The sequence below is a fragment of the Xenorhabdus beddingii genome, assembly GCF_002127545.1.
Classification (GTDB): domain Bacteria; phylum Pseudomonadota; class Gammaproteobacteria; order Enterobacterales; family Enterobacteriaceae; genus Xenorhabdus; species Xenorhabdus beddingii.
In genome coordinates, this window is record NZ_MUBK01000018.1 from 1 (window position 1) to 22683 (window position 22683).

At 45.0% G+C, this 22683-nt stretch carries 16 protein-coding genes; 5 read left to right on the top strand and 11 right to left on the bottom strand.

Going from position 1 to position 22683, the window contains the following annotated elements; all coding sequences use genetic code 11:
- Positions 1–379 precede the first annotated feature (379 nt).
- From Xbed_RS11365 to malT, 7 genes are all read right to left on the bottom strand, one after another.
- Positions 380–1246, bottom strand: coding sequence for a DMT family transporter (locus tag Xbed_RS11365; RefSeq protein WP_086113043.1), 867 nt, complete (start codon positions 1244–1246; stop codon positions 380–382).
- A gap of 593 nt (positions 1247–1839) precedes the next feature.
- Positions 1840–2436, bottom strand: coding sequence for a DUF1349 domain-containing protein (locus Xbed_RS11370; protein ID WP_086113044.1), 597 nt, complete (start codon positions 2434–2436; stop codon positions 1840–1842).
- 14 nt (positions 2437–2450) lie between these two features.
- Positions 2451–3608, bottom strand: coding sequence for an MFS transporter (locus tag Xbed_RS11375; protein ID WP_208612233.1), 1158 nt, complete (start codon positions 3606–3608; stop codon positions 2451–2453).
- A 229-nt stretch (positions 3609–3837) separates the two neighbouring features.
- Positions 3838–4518: an HAD family hydrolase gene (locus Xbed_RS11380; protein WP_086113045.1), complete on the bottom strand. Its 681-nt coding sequence runs from the start codon at positions 4516–4518 to the stop codon at positions 3838–3840.
- 26 nt (positions 4519–4544) lie between these two features.
- The gene (locus tag Xbed_RS11385) at positions 4545–5606 is read right to left on the bottom strand and encodes a zinc-dependent alcohol dehydrogenase (protein ID WP_086113046.1); all 1062 of its coding nucleotides are present in this window, start codon (positions 5604–5606) and stop codon (positions 4545–4547) included.
- Positions 5606–6856, bottom strand: coding sequence for a class-III pyridoxal-phosphate-dependent aminotransferase (locus tag Xbed_RS11390; RefSeq protein ID WP_086113047.1), 1251 nt, complete (start codon positions 6854–6856; stop codon positions 5606–5608). The genes Xbed_RS11385 and Xbed_RS11390 overlap by 1 nt, the downstream gene beginning before the upstream one ends.
- A 216-nt stretch (positions 6857–7072) precedes the next feature.
- On the bottom strand, positions 7073–9787 hold the full coding sequence (gene malT, locus Xbed_RS11395) for an HTH-type transcriptional regulator MalT (RefSeq protein WP_086113048.1): 2715 nt from the start codon (positions 9785–9787) through the stop codon (positions 7073–7075).
- 375 nt (positions 9788–10162) lie between these two features.
- Between malT and malP the strand changes: the two genes are divergently transcribed.
- Both malP and malQ read left to right on the top strand, forming a co-directional pair.
- Positions 10163–12610, top strand: a complete 2448-nt coding sequence (gene malP, locus Xbed_RS11400; RefSeq protein ID WP_086113049.1) for a maltodextrin phosphorylase — start codon at positions 10163–10165, stop codon at positions 12608–12610.
- A 9-nt stretch (positions 12611–12619) separates the two neighbouring features.
- Positions 12620–14770, top strand: coding sequence for a 4-alpha-glucanotransferase (gene malQ / locus Xbed_RS11405; RefSeq protein WP_086113050.1), 2151 nt, complete (start codon positions 12620–12622; stop codon positions 14768–14770).
- 136 nt (positions 14771–14906) lie between these two features.
- On the opposite strand, the gene malG is transcribed toward malQ, so the two are convergent.
- From malG to malE, 3 genes are all read right to left on the bottom strand, one after another.
- On the bottom strand, positions 14907–15797 hold the full coding sequence (gene malG, locus Xbed_RS11410) for a maltose ABC transporter permease MalG (protein ID WP_086113051.1): 891 nt from the start codon (positions 15795–15797) through the stop codon (positions 14907–14909).
- Between the two features lie 13 nt (positions 15798–15810).
- Entirely contained in the window at positions 15811–17379 is a 1569-nt protein-coding gene (gene malF, locus Xbed_RS11415) for a maltose ABC transporter permease MalF (RefSeq protein WP_086113052.1), read from the bottom strand.
- Positions 17380–17495: 116 nt separating this feature from the next.
- Positions 17496–18695 (bottom strand): maltose/maltodextrin ABC transporter substrate-binding protein MalE, encoded by a 1200-nt coding sequence (gene malE / locus Xbed_RS11420; protein ID WP_086113053.1) that lies wholly within the window; start codon positions 18693–18695, stop codon positions 17496–17498.
- Positions 18696–19045: 350 nt separating this feature from the next.
- On the opposite strand from malE, the gene malK reads away from it, so the two are divergent.
- The 3 genes from malK to malM are packed head-to-tail and all read left to right on the top strand — an operon-like array spanning position 19046 to position 22410.
- Entirely contained in the window at positions 19046–20155 is a 1110-nt protein-coding gene (gene malK / locus Xbed_RS11425) for a maltose/maltodextrin ABC transporter ATP-binding protein MalK (RefSeq protein WP_086113054.1), read from the top strand.
- Between the two features lie 36 nt (positions 20156–20191).
- The gene (locus Xbed_RS11430; RefSeq protein WP_086113055.1) at positions 20192–21448 is read left to right on the top strand and encodes a maltoporin; all 1257 of its coding nucleotides are present in this window, start codon (positions 20192–20194) and stop codon (positions 21446–21448) included.
- The gene (gene malM, locus Xbed_RS11435) at positions 21448–22410 is read left to right on the top strand and encodes a maltose operon protein MalM (RefSeq protein WP_086113056.1); all 963 of its coding nucleotides are present in this window, start codon (positions 21448–21450) and stop codon (positions 22408–22410) included. The genes Xbed_RS11430 and malM overlap by 1 nt, the downstream gene beginning before the upstream one ends.
- Before the next feature lie 37 nt (positions 22411–22447).
- On the opposite strand, the gene Xbed_RS11440 is transcribed toward malM, so the two are convergent.
- Positions 22448–22681, bottom strand: a complete 234-nt coding sequence (locus Xbed_RS11440) for a hypothetical protein (protein ID WP_086113057.1) — start codon at positions 22679–22681, stop codon at positions 22448–22450.
- Positions 22682–22683: the final 2 nt, after the last annotated feature.

The following is a 22683-nucleotide window of genomic DNA, read 5'->3' on the forward strand; positions in this document are numbered from 1 at the left end:
GAATTAAGATTAAATATGACACCAAGAAAGGTTTTAAATGGGCTAACCCCCATCGAAGCCTATACGGGGCGCACATTGCACTTATTGTGTTAATCCAGCTCCCTTGAGACGGTCATGCTTTCAATAGTTAGAAGTTGTGGATAAATTACCCTCTTTTTATTGGTGAGATAGATATGGCTAAAGTTGATGTGGTTTGTCGTTATTGTCACAAAACGGAGGATGTTAAAGGGCATGAAAAAAGGACTGAGTTCTGCCTATCGCGCCAACAATATTGACAATTATCGGATATAAAAAAGGAGTAGCAGGATGAGATGATAACGTTTTTATCCTGCCAGATATTTTATTTTTGTTAATGCGATTTAATTAACATGATAAATAATTACAAATGCTTTTTTTCTTTTACATGAAAAATAATGACCAGACCAAATATTATTAAAACCATACCAACAATACTTAAATTAGATAATTTATTACCCAAAAATAAATAATCCATTATTGCAGTAACACCTGAGACAAGATAAAATAAACTAGTCACATTGACTAAATTACCAGTCATTATTAATCGATAAAGTAATAATTGGGCGACAACAGAAATAACTAAACCAAGCCATAATACAGGGATAATGAATCCTATCGTAGGTTCAATATGAAAAGGTTTGAAAGGAACAAACAATAAACACATAAATAGACTAACACCGTATTGTAATGGTAAAACTTCAGATGGCGGTTGTTGGATTTGCTTCTGAAATATAGCACCTATACTCATACAAACTAGTGCAAATAAAGCAAAAAAAGTTCCCGACAGAGAGAATTTAGCGCTTATTATTCCTTGAAATACAACAAGTATTAATCCCATCAAAGATACTAATAATCCTATAAAACGACGGATAGAGAAATGTCTTTCCATAAACCAAAGTGTGATGATGGGTTGTATACCCATTATTGTTGCTAAAACTCCAGGAGTGATTCCATGTTCTAATGCGAGAAAATAAAAAATAGAATACCCACCGATGATTAATAGACCTACTCCAGCCACTTTCTTGGTACTTCCTGGTGCAGGAAGATAACGTTTCTTTAATATGCACAGTAACAATAAAAATAAAAAAGCAATAGAAAAACGTACAGTTAAAATAGCAAATGAAGAACTATGATTTAATCCCCAACGGGAAAATATAGCACCACTACTCCATAATAAAACAAAAAGAAAAATTACCCCATAGTTACTCCAAAGTGTTTTTGTGTTCATATAATTTTTCCTGTTTATTGAAATAAATACAAATTGTTATCGTAAAAAATGTACTATTAAGGGGCTGTCGGCTGGTTAATACCCTTGAGTAACAAAAAAGTCGCATGAAAAAACCTCCAAAATCGGGCAATTAACGTCCATTATGTCAATATATCGATTTAATGGACACATAAATCCGACATTCCAAGGCTATATTTATAATGCATTGATATTTAAACAATTATATGTATTGGCATACATATAAATTCTTAAAAAAGACAACTCTGACAAGGAGATTGCTGTGCCTGTTGGTTTTTTGATACAAAAGAGAGCATAAAGAACTGTAGGACATCTGAGGGCGATCGTTTTACTTATGAGTACAATTTTTTTGAGAATAGTTTCACGGGATCTATATTGAAACTATTCTCTGTAATTCTAACCTGAAATCCCCATTTTGTTTGACCGGAAATGGAATACCCAGGGCGGCTTTGGCCGATGAAAACACTCAGACACAGGCATTGCTTGACGCTATCATCAATGCAAATGAAACGGCAACAGTCAGATGGACAAAAAGCGATTGCCGTATAAGTGCCCCACGGTTTGTGATGTTCTCCTTAACTCAAATCATGCAGGTGTTTTTTCAGCGATGGCGTCAACCTGAAATCGGAGAATTTCACCTGTAACCCTTCACGCTCCGGCGAACAGCACATCGCCCCGACAAAGATACGCTGATTGCTGACCGTAAAAGGCGACAATCTCAGTAACGGCCATGTCACACCATCAGTGGAATACTGCAACCGGATAGCCCCGTCGCCATAGGTCAGCCGTAGCCAAAACTTATCGGGATTGCCGGGGAAAAGCCCCATTGCCCAGTCAGACCCGCCATTCGTCAATACACTGCCAATCATGGCTTGCCCATCAGAATGTTCAAGGCCAGCCTTGAGCCAATGTTGTTCATCTACCAGCAGCATGATGCCAGCCTGATCGTATAATTTCTCAAACTGCCCTTCGATGCAAAACTGAAAAGTAAAACCATCGTCAAACTGAAAATCATCAATATAGCTGCCAAAGACATGACCACTATGACGCTGAAAGCCATACCAGGTATCACGCCAGAAATCAGTTTTATTGTCCGTCGTGACATGAAGTTCATGTTCCTGACACTGCCAGCAGGCAGGTTCATTCAACCAATGACAATGCTGCAAATTCATCAATATTTACCCTGTTACTTTTTGCTGGGATTAATCAGACCATATCCCGCTAACAATGAAAAAGAGAGCAACGCAATACAGGCAAACGCACCATGTAACGTGATTTGGTGTGCCAACCCGCCGATAATGGCCGGGCCAAGCAGAATACCCGAATACCCCATCGTCGAAACCGCGGAAACCGCCAACGCATCAGGCATCACTTTTTGTTGCCCTGAGGCCGTGAAAAACATCGGGGCTAAATTAGATAACCCAGCGCCAATCATCAGGAAAGCAATGGCCAACTGCACCGTACCCGTTGCCAGATAAATCAGAATAAAACCCGATGTTGCCAAAATGGCACTGCTTAAAAATACACGCCGATAGCCAAACGCGGCAATGATTTTATCACCCAAAAACCGGCCGCATGTCATGGTAATGGCGAAAAGAGTATAACCAAATCCGGCTTGATGGCTGCTCATGTTATGCACACTACTTAATAAAATTCCGCTCCAGTCCAGCATAGAGCCTTCCATCAAATAAACAACAAAACAGAGAGAACCAATCAGAATCACAATGCCACGAGGTAAAGCAAAAAAGGGCGTTTCCTCTGTTTCGGTGTTATCCATCAAGCCACTCCACGCCGGCAATAACAGCAGGATCACAAATAATGCCACGCCAACCGTCACCTGAAATGGGGATATTCCCATAAACAGCAATAAGCTGACCGAACCCGCTCCCGCAATCCCACCTAAACTGAACAAGGCGTGAAAGCCAGACATAATCGGCTGGTGTACTCGTTTCTCAATATTGACCGCATGAATATTGATCACCACATCCGTCGCCCCAATGCCGACACCAAACAGAAATAGGGCACAAGCCAACGTTAATGGCGTCGAAAGCACGCTTAACCCCGGCAATATCAAAATAGCCAACAAGGCAAAGAAGGTAAAAACCTTACGGCAACCAAAACGTGTCGCCAGCATTCCGGCTATCGGCATCGTGATAAAAGAGCCAATACCAAACACCAGTATCAGCAACCCCATTGAGCCATCATCCAACCCCAATCGTTCCTTCACCAGCGGGATCAGCGGTGCCCAACTCGCAATACTGAATCCTGCAATAAAAAACGAAACTCGCGTTGCCATGACAGACTGCTTTATCGAAGAGACTGCATATTCTTCAGACAATTCCATTCCTCCAGACAATAAATACTTTTTTATAATAGTGACACACTGAAATTCTTGAAGATCCCTTACTCCCCGCAACGCGGGGAGTAAGGAAGTGTCCTACAATGTTGAAATGTCATTTATCCCAAGACAGTATTTCCAAACTGTATTTCCATATAGTGGCCTAAAACGTGTGATTAAAAACAGGTCCTCCACTCACTTTAGCGGAGGACACTCCATGCGGTTTATGAAAAAATTAAATTAACCCCGCACTTATCCCAGAAAACTGGGGAATATCTGCTAACCTCTCAATGACACGAGTCGCCTGCTTATACTGCTCTGCCACCGATAAAGCATGAGGCCAGGCATAGATATACGGAATACCGGCCTGTTTTGCCGCAGCGATCCCCAAATCGGTATCTTCAATCACCAGTGTTTGCCGAACATCCATCGCTTTCAGTTTCAGCATAGCCAGATAAGGGTCGGGGAAAGGCTTGGTTCTTTCCACATCATCACCCGAGATCAAGTCGGGTGCCTGATGCAGATCCAGCAAACCCAGGTTCGCCAGACACACATCACGCGGGGCTGTGGAAACAAACCCAAAATTAGCACCGCTTTGTTGCAAGGCAGCAATCAGGTTGGTGACCCCCGGACGCAGATAATGTTTAGACAATTTTTCTTGATAACGCAAAATGATTTTTTCAGTCACATCCTGCTGCATTGATGCAGGAAGACCAATCTCATTCAGCGTTTCCGCCAAACTTAACCCAATCAATTGCTCTGGCTGGATACTCTCCACGTGCCCTGATGCCTGTTCACCCAATACGTGACCAACACCAACAACATCACCAACGACATCACGCAGTACATCAAAATGCAGTTGTTCACTATCGACAATGACGCCGTCGATATCAAAAATGACATTCCATCTATTCATCAGAAGCCGTGCCTCAAGACAGTGGATTATTTTAGGTCAGATATCCGAATCAACACTTTGCAATTTGGTGTATTGAGCGGAACCTGGGCTTTCTTCGCCAGATCACAGCCAACCGTGAGAAAAGCCTGTTGGTAATCCTGAAAAGCAAAGGTCTGGCTAATCAAGCGCTTCGCAGGAATGACGCCATCACGGATCATGGCATAGGCACGCTCAAAGCTATTGTTCAGGGAATCAATGGAGCCAATGACAGAAAGGCTTTTATCCGCAATTTTCATAATATCCAGACGGGCATGTTTATCTTTCAGGGCAACATTCAGCAATTTGCCACCCGGTGCCAGATGGTCGAAAATATATTCGGTCAATTGCCCCGTTGTATCCACGCACAAATCAATCAATGTCGATGTATCGCCATATTCTTGCATCAGCGCGGTATCAAAATCGGGGTATAGCTGACATTCTGGCGGCAGATTATCTCTGGCAAATTGCATTCGGCTCTCATTCCTCTCAACCATAAATGCCTTAACGCCCCGCTCATACAGTGCCCAAATATACAACATGCCCATTGGGCCAGCGCCAGCCACGACCGCGCGAATATTCGTATGGGTGATCCCCAGTTTATCCACGCCGGTCAACGTGCAACTCAATGGCTCAGTCAACGAAGCCTCTTCCATGCTGACATGATCATCCAACTTAATGAGCAGATTTTCTTTTGCCAAATATTGTTCGGCAAACGCACCGTCATAGGAAACCCCGGCTTCCGTTCCCAACTTTTTCTCACAATGATTGGGATTCCCTGTCTGGCACATCCGGCAGTGCCCACAAGAGTAAGTAGGGTTGATGACCACCCGATCCCCCACCTGAAACTGAGTCACGCCGCGACCGATTTGAGTCACCACACCGGAAGTTTCATGACCCAAGGTTGTCCCCGATATGGCAACAGGATAAGAACCGGTAATGATCCCGACATCCGTACCACAAATGCCACACACTGCAATATCAACAACGACGTCATCAGGTTCAGTGCAAGACAGCGGTTCAACCTGTTTGATCTCTACATTCCAGGCCTGATGGTATTTAAGCGCTAACATTATGCAATCTCCCTATGTTCCTGGGTGGCCGCCGTTAACTCTGCAAAAGTCAGATCCAGCTTATGCAGGATTTCATCCAAATGTTCCTGTGTACAAATCAGCGGTGGACGGACTTTGATGGTCTTTCCTTTACCATAACGAGAGCCACGCAAAATCAAATGATGGCGATTGGCGGTTGCTATTGCCTGTGCTGCAAAATCCGGGCTTGGTGTATCAAAGCCATACATATAGCCGACCCCCCTGACTCCGGTGATTTCAGGGTATTTATGTTGTAACTTCAACAACCCGTCACGCAAATAGGCTTCATGTTGTTGTACATTTTCCAAAATTTTATCATCTTCAATGATGTCGATGATTTCGTTGAGGGCCACTAAAGAAAGAGGGTTAGCACCCGAAGTACTAGAATGTTCAAACGACTCCAACACATCCAGTGAATGGCGCATCAGGACACCCCCCGTCGGAATACCGATACCCCCAGCTCCCTTGGCGAAGACGATGATATCCGGCTCCAATTCCCTGGCGTAACCTGTCGAGGCAAAAAAGGTTCCTGTGCGGCCAAAACCCGTTTGAACTTCATCTGCAATAATAATGATGCCATGCTGGTGACAGATTTCCCTGATCTTACGGAAGAATTCCGCAGGGAAAACGGTGTTTCCGCCATTCCCCTGAATCGGTTCAATAATAAGACATGCAATATTGTCGCTGGAGCCTAATTGAATGAATTGTTCTAAATCAACATACTGCTCCTCTCCCGACGATAATTGCGGTTCTGACAGAACACTCGTCGGGGCAGGAATTTTTATTGAGCCATCAATATTGATGTGGAAGTCTTTAATTCTGAACGCATTACCAGAAATTTGAGCTGTCGCCAGGGATTGACCATGATGAGCAAGAAAGAACGAGATAATGCCTGAACGCTTTGTGGCTTTTTGTGCTATCCGAATGGCACATTCAACCGCACCAGAGCCAGAAACATCCCGCAGCCAAATGCGGTCTATTCCCTCGGGTGTATATTTCTGTAATTTAGTCAGAATATACTGTGATATTTCACGGGTATAGGCCGAGCTTAAATGCGTACATCGATCAATCTGCTGCTTGATCTTTTCTGCAATCCGATGATTCGTATAGCCCAGCGGCAAATTAAACGTTCCTGATGCTGCATCAATATATTTTTCGCCATCAATGACCAAATAAGGACCGTGGCCAACAAAGCGAGAAAGCATGTCTTCAAGATGATTGTTACTTTCCATAATTACTCACCACTAATTAGTTACATTAAATAATAAAACACACCTACTGCGGTGAGATCAGCTTAAGCACATTCGAATGTTATTTCGATCACGGAAATACCATAAAAAATATAAGGTAATTTTAAAAAATAAATTAATTTTTAAAATTCATATGTTTATTCATTAATATTTATTTATTTTATTAACTGTAATATTAATCACTTTCCGAAATTGTAATTAAACCCCCAGCCCCATCATTTGCATCATATTTTGAGCTTGATGAATCGCCTCCTGCCGATGAGTAATTCCCATTTTCTGATATAAATTTCGGATATGTGTCTTGATAGTGGTCGCTGCCACATCCAGCTCTGCCGCAATCTGGTCGTTACTGTAACCAGAATAAATCAAGCCCAATACCTGCCATTCACGCTGGGTAAGCGGACTGTTGCGGATAAGTTCTGGCACATCAGGGTGAGTCAGTAATTGTTCGACAAACATTTCATCAAAATGGGCAAATTTATGCCGGTGTTGTCGGTTGATTTCCCGCAAAATACGCTGCGCCCGGTGTTGCTCCATTTCCGGCAAAATATTAAGTTGGATAAGCTGACGTAACTGCAACGCCATCAACTCCCCTTCAATGACAAAGTGGCTGATGAACCCCGTGCGATTAGCCAAACTCAAGGCTTCCATCAAAACATCCTGAGCCTCGGCCTTACGTCCAAGTTGCCAGTAAAGCAGATTGCACAGCAGAAGATTACGGTTCAAATCGCTGACCAGTGCCAATTCTCTCGCGGATTCATTCAGCTTATTCAGGATGGATTCAGCGTCCTCATACTGCCCCAACAGGATTTGAGCGCGGGCAATATTGCGCCATTGGTTTTGATTGAAGTGATTACAGAAACTTTCAGGCCGTTCTGCCTGTGCCAGCCATTGGGTCACCGAACTGCTATCCTCCAAACTTTGCCAGATAATCACCCGCAGTTTGTCGGTATTCGTTCGCCAATCACGATGATACTGCCCGTTACTCAGCAAATTTTCGCAACGGGACAAATAACGCCGGGCATTATCAAAGTCCCCACGGATCAAAGAGCATTTCGCCAATTGGGTCAAACATTGTAATTGCTGCTGTGGCTGGAAATTGGACAACACCTCCAACCCCCGACGTGCCGCCTCTTCCGATTCATCAATGCGTGCCCAACACCACAAAAGTTGCGAACGGATCCTCAGCAGAAATTCATGCATCGGCAATTGTTCCAAATGCTGTTCACGAATTAAATCAAAAGCATGGGTTTGGGTATCATAGGCCGCCTGCAAATAACCCTGAGCCAGTAAAATCTCGCTTTGTTGCAGCAACGCCCATAAAGCATAGTGATAAACGTGGCAAAAACGAGCGAGCTGCTCCGTTTGCTTCATCTGGGCCAATGCACTCACCAATTGCCCATTGCAGTGCAAGACTTCTCCTTTCACCGACATCGCCACAATCCGGCCATATTGATTATCCGGCAGTAGGTTCGCCAGCGCCTTTTCAGCCAAGTCATTGGCATCAGCCGGCCGACCATCGTTAACGGCCACCTGGGCACGCAGGGCATCAAACTCTGCCAGCAACTCCGGTTCAATGGCGATTTGTTTCTGCTTAAGTGATTGTTCTGCCTGATTCAATAACGCATTCACCTCATAGTGACGGTGCTGACTCTGTGCCAACCATGCCTGCAACAGTATCAAACGTGGGTTTTCCAATAATTGTTCATACGGCAGTGCATTCATGCATTCTCCCAGCAAGGACAATTTACTGTGGTTAAACAGCTCCCAGGCATGTTGCAGTAAAATATCCCGCAATAACACACTGTCCCCGGCAGCAAGAGCATGATGAATAGCTTCCCCCGGATATCCCTGCAACAACCATCCTTTCGCTGCTGCCCGGTGCAATTCCGGCAATTTGGCGGCCATTTCCCATTGGCAGCGCTGGCGCAGAAATGAAGCGAACAGTGGATGAAAACAGAACCATTCACCAGAATCATCCATCCGTTGGATAAACAACCCCTGACGTTCAATATCTTCAAGGCGCATCTGGCCGTTTTCTTCTCCCGTCAGGCAAACAATCAGGCCATCATTCATGGAACGCAGAATCGAACTGTGCAGCAAAAAATCCCGCGTTGCTTGATCCACTCGATTTAAAACTTCATCCACCAGATAATCGGCCAGATGGCTGGCATTAATCCCGGCAAGACGTTTTGCCGACATTTCAGCCGTATTGCCCGATTGACGGGCAGAAAGCGCAATAAGCTGCAACGCGGTTGCCCATCCCGCAACGTCATTGCACAACTGTTTACAATTATCGGCATCAAGTGGATTTGCCAGCCGTTTGGCAAAAAATTGCTGAGTTTCCTGATAATCGAAGGCCAACTGCTGACTGTCAATTTCCAATAGTTGTTCCCGCACACGCAGATTGGCAACGCCTAATGATGGCAAATGGCGCGATAGAATGATCAGCGTTAAATTCTCGGGCTGGTGGCGGAGAAAAAAGCGCATTGCGTCGTGAATAAGGCCATTCACGATCAGATGGTAATCATCGATCACCAAAAAAATGGGCTGTTGCCATTCGCCAAGCTCAATAAACAGTTGAGCAAACAGAGCAGGTAAATTGGCATATTGGTGCTTTTGAGCCAACACCTCACTTTTCACACAGTGCCCTTGCGTTGCCTGCTGAATAGCCGCTATCAGATAGCTGGCGAAACGCTCCGGCTGATTGTCACTGTCATCGAGAGAATACCACCCCAAATTATCCTTCCCGGCAGCCCATTGTGATATAAGGGTCGTTTTACCATACCCCGCAGGACTGGTTATCAACACCAGCCGATAATCCTGTACCCTATTGAACTTTTCCAGTAGACGCTCTCGCCTAACCATATTATTCAGGTGAAGAGGGCGGCTGAGTTTCGATGGGATAAGCATTAATTTTTTCCCCTCATAAGCAATGAATAAAACTGATCCCAGAATTCTGTCCGATGCTATTGACTCGCTTACATCATTAGTACGTACCAACAACAGTATGCATCAACAACGCCCAACCAAATTTAGAGAAACGCCCATCTTTTGCAAACAAGATGATTAATTTCATTGTGTTAAATTGCACCCTGTCACATTCTTTCATTGCAATCTTTCTATTTCTCAATGAAATTGCGAAAAAGTTCGAAAGAAATAGCTACGCCCTTGCACTCATCCCCGCGAATATTTTCATGGGATGATGTTTCCCACTCCACTAGCATTCAGCATATCCCCTAAATAATTTCCCCAATTTTTCTCATTCAGTGACAGGATGACGACGCCATGCAACCAGCTACATTAGATAAAAAATCCACATTAGGTAAAAACCCGAAACTCAATAAAGCCTTATTTCAGGCTGCGCTCACACGTCAGTGGCAAAGTTTCGGCCTTAACTCAGCTCAGGAAATGACTTCGCATCAATGGTGGCAGGCCATTAGTGCCGCCATTTCTGAATTGCTTCCCCTTTCCATCCAGCAAAGCCAGGCCAATCCATCTCCTGATAATCAACGTCATGTGAACTACATCTCGATGGAATTTCTGATAGGCCGGCTGACAGCCAACAACTTATTGAATCTTGGTTGGTATGACGATATTCAGTCTTATCTGGCAGAAGATGGCATCATGTTGAGTGACTTGCTGGAAGAGGAAACCGATCCCGCATTGGGCAATGGAGGATTGGGGAGGCTGGCAGCCTGTTTTCTCGATTCCATGGCGACCCTCAATCAACCCGCTACGGGGTATGGCCTCAATTATCAATATGGTCTCTTCCGCCAGTCTTTTAAAGCAGGTCAACAAATTGAAACGCCCGACGATTGGGGACGTGAGTCCTATCCGTGGTTCCGCCATAACACGCAATTAGACGTTGGCGTCCGTTTTGGTGGTGAAATCGTGACAACTGCCGATGGTCATGAAACCTGGGTTCCTGCATTTACCCTGACTGGCGAAGCATGGGATTTACCCGTGGTTGGCTATGACAATGGTGTGAGCCAACCACTTCGTCTATGGCAAGCCACATACGATAGCCCCTTTGATCTGTCACTTTTCAATGATGGACAGTTCCTGCACGCCGAGCAACCCGGCATTGAAGCCGCCAGCCTGACCAAGGTGCTCTACCCGAATGATAACCATCAGGCCGGTAAACGACTGCGCCTGATGCAACAATATTTCCAGTGTGCCTGTGCCGTGGCCGATATTCTGCGCCGCCATCAACAAGCCGGACGCAAAATAGAAGAACTGGCACGATACGAGGTTATCCAGCTTAACGATACCCATCCAACCATTGCCATTCCTGAGATGATGCGTCTTCTGCTTGATGATCATCAGTTAAGTTGGGAAAGCGCATGGGAAATCACAGGAAAAACGTTTGCCTATACCAACCATACCTTGCTGCCAGAGGGTCTGGAACGCTGGGATGAACAACTGATTGGCGACCTTCTGCCACGCCATCACCGCATCATTCAAGAAATCAACCGACGTTTCAAAAAAACCGTAGATCAAACCTGGCCGGATAACCACCAAGTCTGGGAAAAATTGGCGGTTATTCATGACAATCAAGTAAGAATGGCTAACCTTTGTGTTGTAGCCTGCTTTGCCGTCAACGGAGTCGCAGCACTGCATTCATCGTTGATCGTGACTGATTTATTCCCCGAATATCATCACTTGTGGCCAACCAAATTCCTCAACATCACCAATGGGGTAACCCCTCGCCGCTGGTTAAAACAGTGCAATCCGGCGCTTTCTTCATTAATTAGCCAGACATTAAACCACGAATGGATTAATGATCTTGACGCCCTCAAACAACTCGAACCTTATGCGGACGACACGGCATTTTGTGCGGCCTATCGCACCATCAAGCAGGAAAATAAAATCCGCTTGTCCAACTATGTCAATAAGGTGATGGGACTCAAGATCGATCCCCATGCCATTTTCGATGTACAGATCAAACGCCTGCATGAATACAAGCGTCAGCATCTTAACCTGCTCCATATCTTGTCACTGTATCGACAAATTCAGGAAAATCCGGCGTTGGATATCCATCCCCGAGTCTTCCTGTTCGGTGCCAAGGCCGCGCCTGGTTACTATCTGGCAAAAAACATCATTTCAGCCATCAATCATGCCGCCGACAAGATCAATCATGATCCTATCGTGCGTGATCGCATCAAGATCGCTTTCATTCCCGATTACAACGTCTCCGCCGCAGAACTGATGATCCCCGCAGCGGATGTATCAGAACAAATCTCCACTGCGGGCAAAGAAGCCTCAGGAACAGGCAACATGAAACTGGCCTTAAACGGCGCACTCACCATCGGAACCCTGGATGGCGCGAATGTCGAAATCGCCGAACAAGTTGGAAACGACAATATCTTTATCTTCGGAAAGACGGTGGAAGAAGCTAAAGCGTTACTGCACAGCAACTACAATCCACAAGATATTCTCCAACAGGATCATCATCTAAACGGTATTCTGGAGGCTCTTGCCAATGGAGAATTCAGCCACGGAGATACGCACGCCTTTGATCTCCTGTTACACAGCCTGACTGACGGTGGTGATCCCTATTTAGTGCTGGCTGATTTTGCCTCTTACTGTGACGCCCATCAGCAAATTGACACTCTGTATCGTGACGCTCAACGTTGGACACGCAGTACTGTGCTCAATACCGCCCGAATGGGTAAATTTAGTTCTGACCGGGCTATTCGTGATTATCAGCAGCACATCTGGCAAACCAAATAGGGATTGAGTATGGAAAATAAATGCCTTGATAATTTGGCAACTGAGGCTGGAATTACCAGCGAATATATTAATGCCTATGGGAAACCACAAGCGATCCCTGCTGAAATCAGGCACCGGATATTGGCAGCGATGAATACAGAGATACCGGTCGGTGGGCCGGTTTCTCACCCCCATGTTTCCTCGTTACCCAATGTTAAGGTGGTTATTCAAGGGCAAAGAGTGACTCTCCCTCTGGAAGACACCAATAATTACCAGTGGCAGATACACACTGAACAAGGTGAAATATTTCATGGTCACTGCCAGCATCAACTCGTTTTGCCAGCCGACCTCCCCTTGGGGTATCACTCCCTGACGCTGGCCCCCAAAACGGAACCAGATACCGGCTCTCAACAGCAAATGATGCAACTTATTGTTGCTCCTGAACGTTGTTACGAACCAAAGGCGCTAATGCATGGGGAGAAACTTTGGGGTGCTTGTGTTCAGCTTTATACCCTACGCTCAGAAAATAACTGGGGAATTGGTGATTTTGGTGATCTGAAATACATGCTGCAAGCATTGGCTCATCGTGGAGGCGCTTTTATTGGCCTGAATCCTCTTCATGCCATCTATCCTGCCATGCCCGAAAATGCCAGCCCTTACAGCCCATCCTCCCGTCATTGGCTGAATGTCATTTATATTGCCGTGCATCAGGTAGAGGATTTTAAGGATAGTGTTGAAGCGCAAGCATGGTGGCACTCACCGGAAACACAGCTCAAACTTCAGCAAACCCGCCAAGCGGAGTGGGTCGATTACACAACCGTGATGGCACTAAAAATAATCGCCCTGCGGCTTGCGTATCCACAATTTAACAACCGTTCTGACCATGATCCCAAAAAAGTCGCTTTCCAACAATTTGTAACCCAAGGCGGCAAAAACCTTTACTCTCAAGCGGCTTATGATGCCCTTCATCATAAACTGTATGGAGAAGATAATTCTTATTGGGGTTGGCCAGTCTGGCCGGAACAATACCGCGAGTTCGAGAGTGATGCGGTTAAAGAATTCTGTCATTCACATCCACAGGAAATCGAATTTTTCCTCTGGTTACAATGGGTGGCGGATGTTCAACTTGCTGAGTGTTTCACGACCAGCCAGTCCAATCACATGCCGATTGGCATTTACCGTGATCTCGCGGTGGGTGTAGCACAAGGCGGCTCCGAAACCTGGTGTAACCGGGATATTTATTGCACTAAGGCATCGGTAGGAGCCCCCCCCGATATTCTGGGACCACGAGGGCAAAACTGGGGGCTGCCACCCATGAACCCTCATAGGTTAAAAGCTCAATCCTATCAACCGTTCATTGAGTTACTGCGTAGCAATATGCGTCATTGCGGCGCATTGCGCATCGATCATGTGATGTCTTTACTCAGACTCTGGTGGATCCCACAAGGAGAAACCGCCGATAAAGGCGTTTATGTCCATTATCCGGTTGATGACCTGCTGGCGATACTGGCACTGGAAAGCCAGCGTAATCACTGCCTGGTTATTGGTGAAGATTTAGGTATTGTCCCGGCAGAGATTGTCGGCAAGTTACACGTTCGAGGCGTTTATTCATATAAAGTGTTTTATTTTGAACGTAACGATCAAGGTGAATATCGCTCTCCCAACGAATATCCTGTACAAGCCATGGCAACCATTACGACCCATGACCTACCCACCTTACGTGGATTTTGGCAAGACGGAGACCTCACTTTAGGAGAGTCCATCGGCTTATACCCTGATAAGACACTGCTTGCTAAGTTATATACTGAACGTAAAGATTGTAGGCAGGCATTATTAGCCAGCTTAAATCGACACGGTTATTTATCAGAAACATTGCCCATAACGGTAGATAAACAACCACCATCACAGCCAACGCCATTACAGGAACAAGCCGGGCAACCCATGCCAGCTTCAATCAATCAAGGGATACATCGCTATATCGCTCATAGCCATTGCGCCTTATTAGGATTGCAACCTGAAGACTGGTTAGATATGGAAAAACCCGTCAATATTCCAGGCACCACTGACGAGTATCCTAACTGGCGGCGCAAACTCACCACCACATTGGAAGCTATGTTTGCAGATGCACATATCAACCAATTACTGCAAGAAGTAAGAGAAGCCAGGAAACAAGTTTCATAATTTGCCAAACCAGCAACGAAAGTTATTTATCGTTGCTGGTTTATTCTTATAAAAACAAATAGCTGGCAGACATTTAAAAGACAGTTTCTTTCTGAAGGAACGACTGCTATCGGAACCTGCAATCTTTAACCAGTTCTCAACCTTTCACGCCTCCTGATGTCAACCCACCCACCAACCAGCGTTGAGCAAGTAAGAAAACTAAAGTAATGGGGATAGCAGAAAGCACAGCCGCAGCGGCAAAGTCTCCCCAAAGATAGTTTTGTGGGTGAAGATATTGCTGCATCCCCACTGCCAACGTGTAATTGTCTACATCCTGTAATAGTAGTGATGCGACAGGCACTTCGGTAATAACACCAATAAAAGACAGGATAAACACAACAGCCAGTATCGGTACAGAAAGTGGCAGCAATATCAAGCGGAAGACTTGCCACGCTGTCGCGCCATCCAGCATGGCAGCCTCTTCAAGCGAGCGATCTATCGTTTCAAAATACCCTTTGATCGTCCATACATGCAGGGCAATTCCCCCCATATAGGCAAAAATCACACCACCGTGGGTATTGAGACCAAGAAAAGGAATATATTCCCCTAACCGATCAAACAGAGCATATAACGCGACTAGCGAAAGTACCGCCGGAAACATCTGAAAAATCAGCATACTTTTCAGTAAGATACTTTTGCCACGAAAACGCATTCGGGCAAACGCATAAGCACAGGTCGTTGATAATGCAACAATTCCGGCGGCTGTAATAGAGGCGACTTTTATTGAATTCCAAAGCCAGTGCATAACCGGAAATGGTGGGGGTATCATTCGCCCATCGGGAGATTCCACACTATAGCCTAATGCCAGTTTCCAATGTTCCCATGAAATAGTATCTGGAATCAGGCTACCAGTAGCAAAATTACCCGGACGCAAAGATATAGCAATCACCATTAACAGGGGAAACAAAATCAAGGCAATAAAAGCCAGCATTAACACATGAGTTGTCCATACCCGCCAGCGTTGCGATTTGGGTTGTACCATCGCCATATTATTTCACTCCTCAATCAAATTTAATGCGAGTGGTTTTCAAATTGATAATGGCCAGCACGCCCACTAACAGGAAGATCAGCGTCGCAATCGCTGCCGCCAGACCAAAATCCTGTCCACCACCGCCCTCAAATGCAATGCGGTAGGTATAGCTCACCAACAGATCGGTATAACCCGCCGGTGTCGTTGTACCAATATGGTCAGGTCTACCATTAGTCAGCAATTGAATCAGGACAAAGTTATTAAAGTTAAATGCAAAACTGGCAATCATTAACGGTGTCAGTGGCTTAATTAGCAATGGAAAGGTAATTTTGGTGAAGTTCTGCCATGCTCCTGCGCCATCAATTGCTGATGCTTCATAGAGGTCATCAGGGATCGCCTTAAGCAGCCCCATACAGAGGATCATCATATAGGGATAGCCCAACCAGGTATTTACGATAATCAACATCGTTCGAGCCAGTGTTGGATCGGTAAACCAACCCGGTTTAAGGCCAAACAAGCCATTAAGCACGAGGTTAATTTCACCAAAACTCTGGTTAAATAACCCCTTGAAAATCAAAATGGAGATAAAAGAGGGAACCGCATAAGGCAAAATAAGTAGTACACGATAAATTGCCCGCCCTTTAAGCGCTTCCCACTGCACAATACAAGCGAGGATCATCCCTAACGCAACCGTCAATACCACCGTCAGCAGGGAAAAGATCACCGTCCAGACAAAAATAGACAAAAAAGGTTTTTTGATACCTTCATCCTGTACCACTCGCAGAAAGTTTTTCCAACCAATGGAAACCGTGAACCCTGGACTTAATGTTTCCTGCCCCCAAACACTTTCAGCATTAATGGATTGATAAAGCCCTGTATCCATATTGGGTCGGTATTGTATGCCTGTTTGTTTATTGGTCAGCGTGACGCCGTCTTCCCCCAGGGTATAAAGAGAATGTATGGCTGAAAACTGGCGCAATGAACTCATGCGCAATTTACTGCCATCGGGAAGAACCGCGACCAGTTGCCCCAATGATTGTCGATGTTGGGTTATTGTGCGTAATGTTGCAGCATCACCTTCAAAACGGGTTTCCTGCTCATGTAGAGGCAGAATAATTTCTTCTGTTTCCGAAAAAGAAAAAGGCGCAGATACCAGTAATTGATGACTAAATTGGGTATTATCAGGTGCACTCAGTGCTAAAACCCACTGATCAGAGGCAGGATAGAGTTTGAAATTAAATGGTTGCCCCGCCTGATATTGGCGACTCATTAATACAGTCTGAGCACGTTCAAACGTTAATTGGTTGGTGCTGCTATAATTTGTGAAAGCAATCGCAATCGTACAAATAAGCGGAAACAGTATAAACAACCCTATTCCAGCAATTCCCGGGTAGGTATAACGCCAGACATACGCTTTGCGATTGGCAAAAACATAAATACCGCTTCCCAGTAATATCAATGTCAACATCGCAAACAGGTATTCTCCCTGCGCATACATCAATACAACCAGATAACCGGTAAAAAGCAGGCACAAACCTACCGCAAACCATTTCAAGGCAGGATGCTGCCACCATACTGTTTTTTCTAATGTCGCTGACATCTTGCACTTCCTGTTACGATGACTCGTAATAAAGTTCCTGTGATTCAGTTCCCGAAATTGAGGAGCTAGCCCAATGGGAAAAAGGCTCCGTTCAACGTCAGGAGCCTGTCATTTGTTTATTTGGTCATTCTCGATCCGGCATCATTAAGTGCAGCATCGACGGTCTGACGACCATTGATAGTGTTAAGAACTGCGCTGCGCATGGCGTACCAGAAACTACTCATTTGAGAAATATTAGGCATAATTTCGCCTTTCTGAGCATTTTCCATCGTAGCGGCAATACGTGGATCTTTTGCAAGGATCTCCTGATAAGATTTCAAGGTTACCGCACCCAGTGGCTTATCTTTATCGACCATTGCCAAGCCTTCATTAGTCAGCAAGTAGTTTTCCAAAAACTCTTTCGCCAATTCTTTGTTGGGGCTGGACACATTAATGCCCGCAGTTAAAATTCCAACAAAGGGCTTAGAAGGTTTACCTTTGAAAGTGGGCAGTAAGGTCACGCCATAATTAATCTTGCTTCTATCGATATTTGCCCATGCCCACGGTCCATTGATTGTCATTGCAGCTTTACCTTTATTAAAAGCGGCTTCGGCAATGGAGTAATCAATATCAGCACTGAGATGCTTATTTTTGACTAAATCGGATAGAAACTGCATTCCCGCTCTGGAGCCAGCGTTATTCACTCCGCTATCCTTCGCGTTATAAGTACCGTTTTCTGCTTTGAAAGCATAGCCACCATCAGCGGCAATCAGTGGCCAAGTAAAATACGGTTCCTGCAAATTGAACATGATTGCGCTTTTGTTCTGCTTTTTCAGTTCATTATCCAATGCCGGGATTTCTTCCCATGTTTTGGGGGGAGATTTGAGCAAATCTTTATTGTAGATAAGAGAAAGCGCTTCAACCGCGACAGGATATCCCATCAATTTTCCATCATAGCGAACCGCATCCCAGGTAAAAGGAAATAGCTTATCGATGAAAGCATTATCCGGGGTAATTTCAGCGACCAAGCCCGATTGGGCGTAGCCGCCAAAACGATCATGTGCCCAAAAAATGATATCCGGCCCATCACCTGTAGCAGCGACTTGGGTATATTTTTCTTCCAGTTTGTCAGGATGTTCAACAACGACAGGAATTCCCGTTTCCTTTGCAAATTTTTCACCGACCTGAGCCAGTCCATTGTAGCCTTTATCACCATTGATCCAAATCAACAGCTTGCCTTCCTCCAGCTTTGCAAAAGCCGGGGCAGACAGTACCCATGTTGTTAAAACGGACAGCATTAGGGTGCGGGTACCCACTTTAAGATTTTTTTTGGTCATCATTCCGCCCTTTTATCATTTGTCAGTTCAGGATGAGTTTCTTCATTGCACTACTAAAAAATGACTCTCAGTGTGCAATTAATGGAAAAAAGACTCATCCTCCCCTGCTCTACGCCTCAATGAGAATGAATGTGAGCTGGGTTACAAAAATAATTAAAATCATAACGTTAACGCCAGTGCGACATTGTTTTTTGGGACTTAAATCACATCTTATCTGACAATTAGTTCCTACATTCCCCAACCACATTAATCTCATCATCCTGACTCCTCCCCCATTAAAAACTTGGGAATGGAGGATTCTTACGCTTGTTATTTTGGACACAATCTTGCCAATCCTAGGGAGGGAACACATGTCTAGCGTCACATTCCGCAATGTATCTAAATCATATGGTGAAACCGTTATCTCCAGAGATCTCAGCCTTGATATTCAGGAAGGAGAGTTTGTCGTATTTGTCGGCCCTTCAGGATGTGGAAAATCGACATTGTTAAGGATGATCGCGGGGTTGGAAGATATAACATCCGGGGATTTGCTGATAGCCGGAAAACGAATGAACGATGTGCCACCCGCTAAACGTAGTGTCGGCATGGTTTTTCAATCTTATGCGCTATATCCCCATCTCTCTGTCGCTGACAACATGTCATTCGGCATGAAGCTGGCGGGGATCAAAAAAAGTGATATTCAAAAACGAGTGCAACAGGTTGCAGAAACTCTCCAGCTTGCCCATCTGCTGGAGCGCCGCCCTAAGGCACTGTCCGGTGGGCAACGTCAGCGGGTCGCTATTGGCAGAACGTTAGTCGCTGAACCCAATATCTTTCTGTTGGATGAACCACTTTCTAATCTGGATGCCGCTTTACGCGTGCAGATGAGAATTGAGATTTCACGCCTGCACAAACGTCTGCAACGCACAATGATCTATGTGACCCATGATCAAACCGAAGCCATGACTCTGGCGGATAAAATTGTTGTACTGAATGGTGGCGATATTGCCCAAGTCGGTAAACCTCTTGAAATTTATCACTACCCTGCCAATCGCTTTGTTGCGGGTTTTATTGGTTCACCGAAAATGAATTTCCTACCCGTCAAAATTTCCGCCATTGCCGTCGATCAAGTACAAATTATTCTGCCTAATGGTCAGTCTGTTTGGCTGCCCGTTGAAAGTAAGGGGCTGACTGTCGGTAGTAATGTATCTTTGGGGATCCGCCCCGAACATCTTTTACCTAATGACGTTGCTGACGTTACGTTGGAGGGGACGGTACAAATCGTCGAGCAACTGGGCAATGAGACTCAGATTCACATCCGTATACCTGCCATCCACCAAAATTTAGTTTACCGCCAGCCTGATATCGTTCTCGTACAAGAAGGTGCGGACTTCACTATCGGGTTAGCTCCCCATCGTTGCCATCTTTTCCGCGAAGATGGAACCGCGTGCCAACGTTTACATAAAGAGCCCGGGGTCTAGCTCCGTGGCCATCAAAAAAATAACAGGAGAATCATTATGCGTATATTGCCTCTCTCATTGGCTATGCTCACTGGTTTATTATCTGCGCAGGCTGCTGCGGTAGATTTCCACGGTTATGCCCGTTCAGGCATTGGCTGGAAAAGTAGTGGTGGTGATCAGAAATGCGCCCAAGCCACAGGTGCGCAAGGTAAGTACCGCCTCGGCAACGAATGTGATACCTACGCTGAACTTAAGTTAGGGCAAGAATTATGGAAAGAGGGTGACAAAAGTTTCTATTTTGATACCAATTTGGCTTACGCCGTATCTCAGGAAAAAGACTGGGAGGCGACCAATCCTGCTTTCCGTGAAGCAAACGTAAAAGCAACCAATATCATTGACTGGTTGCCCGGTTCAACATTGTGGGCGGGTAAGCGTTTTTACCAACGCCATGATATCCACATGATCGATTTCTATTACTGGGATATTTCCGGCCCCGGCGCCGGGTTGGAGAATATTGATCTTGGCTTCGGCAATCTCTCCCTTGCCGTAACCCGCAATACAGAATCCGGCGGTTCAAAAGGTTGGATCTCTGGAGAACACAAAGAAATCCCAACCTCAAATGATGTTTTCGATATCAGGCTGGCTAACTTACCCATCAATGCAGGTGGCACATTGGAACTTGGCCTTGATTATGGCCGCGCTAATACCCGCAAGGGATATCATCTTGATAAAGATGCCTCCAAAGATGGCGTGATGCTGACGGCTGAACATACTCAAAGTATGCTCGGTGGTTTCAACAAGTTTGTCTTACAGTATGCCACTGACGCGATGACTTCCAGTACAAATGGACGTTCCGAAGGTTCCAGTACAAATAATAACGGGCATATGCTACGCATTGTAGATCATGGAGCCATCAGTATTGCAAAGGACTGGGATCTGCTGTATGCCGCTATGTATCAAGATATTGATCGCGATGATAACAATGGCAATACATGGTACACAGTAGGTATCCGCCCAATGTACAAATGGACACCCATCATGAGTACCTTGATGGAAGTGGGTTATGACAACGTGAAATCCCAGCGAACCAGCAAAACCAATAATCAGTACAAAATCACGCTGGCCCAACAATGGCAAGCTGGTGACAGTATCTGGTCACGCCCGGCTATTCGTTTATTTACCACGTATTCTAAATGGGATGAAAAGTGGGGTTATGACGGTGGTATAGCCCAAAATGATACACCAACGCATCAAGTCAGCCGTGGTAACAAAGATGAATTTACGTTTGGTGCCCAATTTGAGGCTTGGTGGTAATGAAAACGAAATTACCCTTACTTTGTCTCAGTATCCTGCTCTACAACGCAATTCCTGCTGTGGGTTACGCTGCATCAGAGACGGTAAGAACGAATCAAGCAGGGTCAGGAATAGAAACCTCTAACGCTATCGCACCTGCTTTATCTCTGTCAGCCTTACACAAGTTACAGTGGCAGCCTATTAATACCTATGACACGCAGACGATTACCCTTAGTAATACGTCACAACAACTTAATGAGGGAGATATTCGCGGGACGGTAGCGGCATTTGCTTTACCGGCTAATCAAGGCTCGTTAGAGATCACTTTAAACAGTCTGATAAAGGATAGACAGGTCTATTCACCCAATGTCTTGGTGCTTGATGAACAACTGCAACCGGCTGCCTTTTATCCAAGCCATTATTTTCGTTATCAACAACCGGGCATTATGTCCGCAGATCGACTTCAAGGTGTGTTAAAACTGACACCGGCATTGGGACAACAGCAAATTTATTTGCTGGTTTATACGACCCTTGCCGATTTGAAATCGTCTACACAAATGGTTGACCCTGCTAAAGCCTATGCACAAGGAGTAGGTAATGCAGTACCGACTATACCGGACCCGATCGCCCGCCACACGGAAACAGGAACGTTAACGCTAAAAGTGAAGTCAGAACGCGATGCCGGCAATATTCTGATTGGTCAGGCTTCTTCTGTACCTGCCTCAAAACCTGTCATTATAGGTTCTACTTCTACACAGGCATCACAGGTAAAAACGGCGCCAATGGCTATACCGCAATCTACGGCCCCCACCGTTAAGCCAGTGCTGAACGATACCGAACGATATTTCAATGATGCAATTAAAAGAGCTATCAGCAATGGAAATATTGATAAGGCATTGAAACTACTGAATGAAGCAGAACGCCTTGGCTCCCCTACTGCACGGGAAACTTTTATTAAATTGATAAAAGGTAGAGTAAACTAAATTTATCAATGGGTTATAGAAAAACATGAAACACGCTCTAATAATCTATAACCCCTTTTTTAACCAAGTATTTTCTGATTATTTTAGCTAAAAAATAAACAAATAATCCCATTAGAAATAAAACAAGAATTAATATATTGTAATCAAAAAAAGAGTTATCACTTCTAAAAAAAATAAATGAAAATATAAAGATGAGAATACTAAATCCCATTGTATATTCACCTAAATCTTCCAATCTATTCATAAAAAAAGTAATAATTGTCTTTTTCATAT